General features: G+C 70.3%; 4 protein-coding genes and 1 pseudogene. All 5 read left to right on the top strand.

The genetic code is table 11. The features are described 5' to 3' along the window. Window positions 1–31 precede the first annotated feature (31 nt). Window positions 32–2,230: an ATP-dependent DNA helicase DinG gene (dinG, locus tag AB7E35_RS14765; RefSeq protein ID WP_428167834.1), complete on the top strand. Its 2,199-nt coding sequence runs from the start codon at window positions 32–34 to the stop codon at window positions 2,228–2,230. A gap of 38 nt (window positions 2,231–2,268) precedes the next feature. Further along, on the top strand, window positions 2,269–2,616 hold the full coding sequence (locus AB7E35_RS14760; protein WP_428162597.1) for a zinc ribbon domain-containing protein YjdM: 348 nt from the start codon (window positions 2,269–2,271) through the stop codon (window positions 2,614–2,616). Between the two features lie 62 nt (window positions 2,617–2,678). Then, window positions 2,679–3,320, top strand: coding sequence for a 3'-5' exonuclease (locus tag AB7E35_RS14755; protein WP_428167833.1), 642 nt, complete (start codon window positions 2,679–2,681; stop codon window positions 3,318–3,320). Between the two features lie 69 nt (window positions 3,321–3,389). Then, a complete protein-coding gene (locus AB7E35_RS14750) occupies window positions 3,390–3,896 on the top strand; it encodes a C40 family peptidase (RefSeq protein ID WP_428162595.1) in 507 nt (168 codons plus the stop codon). Between the two features lie 39 nt (window positions 3,897–3,935). After that, window positions 3,936–4,351: pseudogene (locus AB7E35_RS14745) on the top strand (3-deoxy-7-phosphoheptulonate synthase); the annotation flags it as partial.

Genomic DNA, 4,351 nt, shown 5'->3' with positions numbered 1-4,351 from the left:
CCACCCTTCATCACCAGCACGCAAACCTTCCATGTCCGCACAGCCGTGGGCCGACCAGGCCCTGCAATCGTTCGAGGCGGTGGTCCAGTCCACGGCGGGCTTTCGCGTGCGCGAGGGCCAGCGGCGCATGGCCGAGCAGGTGGCGCACACCTTCGCCCACGCACAGCTGGGCAAGCTGGACGATGGCGGCAGCGACGAGGACGGCGCCGACGCGCAGCCCCGGCGCGCCATTGCCGTGGTGCAAGCCGGCACCGGCGTGGGCAAGTCGCTGGCCTACAGCGTGCCGGCGACTGCCATGGCGCTGGCGCGCGGCACGCGGGTGCTGATCTCCACCGCCACCGTGGCGCTGCAAGAGCAGCTGGTGCACAAAGACCTGCCGGCGCTGGCCGCGCGCATGGACCAGCCCTTTGCCTTCGCGCTGGCCAAGGGCCGCGGGCGCTATGTGTGCAAGCTCAAGCTGGAGCGCCTGGCCGGAGGCGCCGCGGGCACGGGCGACGGCGACCTGCCCGACGACGACCTGTTCCCCGAAGAAGCCGCCCAGCACCGCCAGCGCCCGCAGCACGACAGCGAGGCGCGCATGCAGTACTACGCCAGCATGGCCGACACCCTGGCCGCTGGCGACTGGGACGGCGACCGCGACACCCTGGACACCCCGCCCGAGCCCGAGGCCTGGAGCCCCGTGGCGGCCGAGGCCAGCAGCTGCACCGGCAAGCACTGCCCGCTGTTTGGCCAGTGCACCTACTACGACCGGCGCAAGCAGCTGGTGGCCGCGCAGGTCATCGTGGCCAACCATGACCTGCTGCTGTCGTCCATCGGCGCGCGGCTGCTGCCCGAGCTGGACAACTGCCTGCTGGTGATCGACGAGGCGCACCACCTGCCCGCCACCGCGCTGCAGCAATTTGCCTGCGAGGCCGACCTGTCGCGCCTGACCTGGATCGACAAGCTGGCCAGCCGCGCGCTGCGCATCGGCCAGCTGGTAGAGGTGGAAGAAATTGCCGACATCCCCAACCACGCAGCGCGCCTGCGCGCCGCGCTGCAAGACGCCGCCCGGCTGGTGATGGACGTGTACGGCGAGCAATTGCGCGCGCCCGCGCCGGGCCGCCGCCAATTTGCGCCCGCCATGCCCACGCGCGCGCGCGTGCCCGGCGGCCAGCTGCCCGATGCGCTGGTGGAGCCCTTCAGCCAGGCCGCCCACCATGCCGGGGGCTTTCTGGAGGCGCTGCGCGCCATCGCCAAGGCGCTGCGCAGCGAGATGCGCGACAAGCCCGACGAGGCGCGGCGCCTGTCGCAGCTGTACGCGCAGATCGGCGTGCTGGCGCCGCGGCTGGAAGGCTTGCATGCCGCCGCCCAGCTGCTGCTGCAGGACGCGCCTGAAGGAGCCGTTCCGGCCGCCAAGTGGTTCACGCTGGAGGTCGATGGCGACTTCATCGTCGTGCGCGCGCATGCCAGCCCGGTGCTGCCCGGCAACACGCTGCGCAACCACCTGTGGTCCGCAGTGCGCGGCGCGGTGCTGACATCGGCCACGCTCACCAGTTGCGGGCAGTTCGACTTTTTTCTGCGCGAATCGGGCCTGTTTGGCGACGAAGCCGTCACCACCCTGGCCGTGCCCAGCCCGTTTGACTATGCCAGCCAGGGCACGCTGGTGGCCACCGAAACCCGCGCCGAGCCGCGCGACGCCCAGGCCTTCACCGCCGAGATGGTGGACGCGCTGCTGAGCGATCTGGCCCTGGTCGAGGCCGGGGCGCTGGTGCTGTTCACCTCGCGCGAGCAGATGCGCCAGGCCGTGGACATGCTGCCCACCGCCATGCGCGCCGCCGTGCTGGTGCAGGGCACGCTGCCGCGCCCGCAGCTGCTGGCACGCCACCGCGAGCGCGTGGCGGACGGCCTGCCGTCCATCGTCTTCGGCATGCAGTCGTTTGGCGAAGGGCTGGACCTGCCCGGCAGGCTGTGCGAGTCGCTGTTCATCACCAAACTGCCCTTTGCCCCGCCCGACGACCCCGTGGACGAGGCCCGCGCCGAATGGCTGCGCGGGGCAGGGCGCGACCCGTTCAGCGAACTGGTGGTGCCCGCCACCGCTATCCGCCTGGCCCAGTGGGTGGGCCGCGCCATCCGCACCGAAGAAGACCGCGCCCATGTCTATTGCTACGACAAGCGCCTGGTGCGCACCGGCTACGGCCAGCGCCTGCTGGCCGGCCTGCCGCCCTTCACGCTGCAGCGGCGCGCGGCCTGATCGGGCATCCATCCCACACCCCCCCAAGGAGCCTGAACATGACCGACTTTCCCACCTGCCCCCAATGCGGCATGGACCACACCTACGCCGACGGCGAGCACTACATCTGCCCCGACTGCGCGCATGAATGGCCCATCGCGCCCGCCGCAGCCGACAGCGCCGAAGCCGACGCCCCCGTGCTCGACGCCCACGGCAACCCGCTGCACGACGGCGACGCGGTGATCCTGGTGAAGGACCTGAAAGTCAAGGGCTCGTCCTCGGTGCTGAAAAAGGGCAGCAAGATCAAGGGCATACGCCTGGTGGACGGCGCCGATGGCCACAACGTGGACTGCAAGACCGAGCTGGGCAGCATGCTGCTCAAGTCCGAGTTTCTGAAGAAGGCTTGAAACTCCTTTTTTGATAGCTGGCAGCGCACGCGCAGCGGGCGCCAGAGCCAAAAAACACCCTCATGCCCAGCCCCATCGCCGTCATCGACTTCGAGACCACCGGCATGACGCCCGCCCAGGGCGCGCGCGCCACCGAGGTGGCCATCGTGCTGCTGGAGGGCGAGCGCGTGGTGGACCGTTTTGACAGCCTGATGCGCACTGGCGTGCCCATACCGCCCTTCATCGCGCAGCTGACGGGCATCACCAACGCCATGCTGGATACCGCCCCGGCCGCCGAGGCGGTGATGCGCGAGGCCGCGCGCTTTGTGGGCGACGCGCCCATGGTGGCGTACAACGCGGCGTTTGACAGCAAGTTCTGGCAGGCCGAGCTGCAGCACGCCGGGCTGGCCGCGCCCCAGCCGTTTGCCTGCACGGTGCTGCTGTCGCGCCGGGTGTTCCCCGAGGCGCCCAGCCACAAGCTGGGCCGCCTGATCGACCACCTGGGCCTGCCGCGCACCGGCCGCGCCCACCGCGCGCTGGCCGACGCCGAAATGGCCGCCGCCCTGCTGGCGCGTATGCAGCGCGAGCTGTGCCAGCGCTACGGCCTGGACTGGCCCGGCCATGGGCTGCTGGTGCAGTTGCAACGCACATCGCGCCACGCCATGGACAGACTGCTGCTGCGCCAGACGCATGTCGTCGATGCGCAGGGGCAGGTGCCGGGCTGAGGGCTGCGGCACCTGCCAGAAAAGCCCAGGCACTACCCGCCATCGCCGCTGGCTGCTACGCTTTGCGCCATGCAAGTCCATCACCGCCGCTGCCTCATCCTGTGCTCTGCGCTGCTGGCCGTGGGCTGCGGCACTGCGCCGCGCTCATCACAACGAGCATCGCAGCGCGCGTCCACCGCCAGCCCCACGGCCTATTCGCGCCTGACGCCCGAGCAGTCCAGCGACATTGCCATCCATGCGCTGGGCCTGGTGGGCACGCCCTACCGCTATGGCGGCAACACGCCCGACAGCGGCTTTGACTGCAGCGGCCTGATCGGCTACGTGTACACCAGCCGCGCCGGCGTGGCGCCGCCGCGCACGGTAGCCCAGCTCAGCAGCTTTGGCCAGCCGGTGGACACGGATGAGCTGCGCACCGGCGACCTGGTGGTGTTTGGCCGCGACCGCGCCACGCATGCGGGCATCTACGTGGGCGAGGGGCGCTTCGTGCATGCGCCATCGACGGGCGGCACCGTGCGGCTGGATCACCTGCGCTCGCGCTACTGGTCGCAGCAGGTCGCCAGCTTCAGGCGCCCCTGACAGCATGCCCTGCTCGCCGGGCGCGACAATCAGGGCATCATGACCCTGACCGAACGCCTCGCACACCCCCTCACCACGCACGACACCACGCGCATCGACGACCTGCGCATCAAGGCCGTGCGCCCCCTCATCACACCCGCGCTGCTGCAGGAATGGCTGCCCGCGCCCGATGCCGCGCAGGCGCTGGTGGAGGGCAGCCGCCTGCAGCTGTCGCGCGTGCTGCATGGGCAGGACGACCGCCTGATCGTCGTGGTGGGGCCATGCTCCATCCACGACCATGACCAGGCCATCGAATACGCGCACCTGCTGAAAACCCAGGCCGACGCGCTGGCGCAAGACCTGCTCATCGTGATGCGCGTGTATTTTGAAAAGCCGCGCACCACCGTGGGCTGGAAGGGCTACATCAACGACCCGCACCTGGACGGCAGCTTTGCCATCAACGAAGGGCTGGAAAA

It is taken from the genome of Diaphorobacter sp., from assembly GCF_050251835.1.
Taxonomy (GTDB): domain Bacteria; phylum Pseudomonadota; class Gammaproteobacteria; order Burkholderiales; family Burkholderiaceae_C; genus JBFXIE01.
This window is presented reverse-complemented; position numbering and strand designations above follow the sequence as displayed.

Bases quoted from the DNA above. Each gene is read 5' to 3' on its own strand.
- AB7E35_RS14755 (WP_428167833.1), top strand. From the start codon at position 2,679: ATGCCCAGCCCCATCGCCGTCATCGACTTCGAGACCACCGGCATGACG.
- AB7E35_RS14750 (WP_428162595.1), top strand. From the start codon at position 3,390: ATGCAAGTCCATCACCGCCGCTGCCTCATCCTGTGCTCTGCGCTGCTG.
- dinG (WP_428167834.1), top strand. From the start codon at position 32: ATGTCCGCACAGCCGTGGGCCGACCAGGCCCTGCAATCGTTCGAGGCG.
- AB7E35_RS14760 (WP_428162597.1), top strand. From the start codon at position 2,269: ATGACCGACTTTCCCACCTGCCCCCAATGCGGCATGGACCACACCTAC.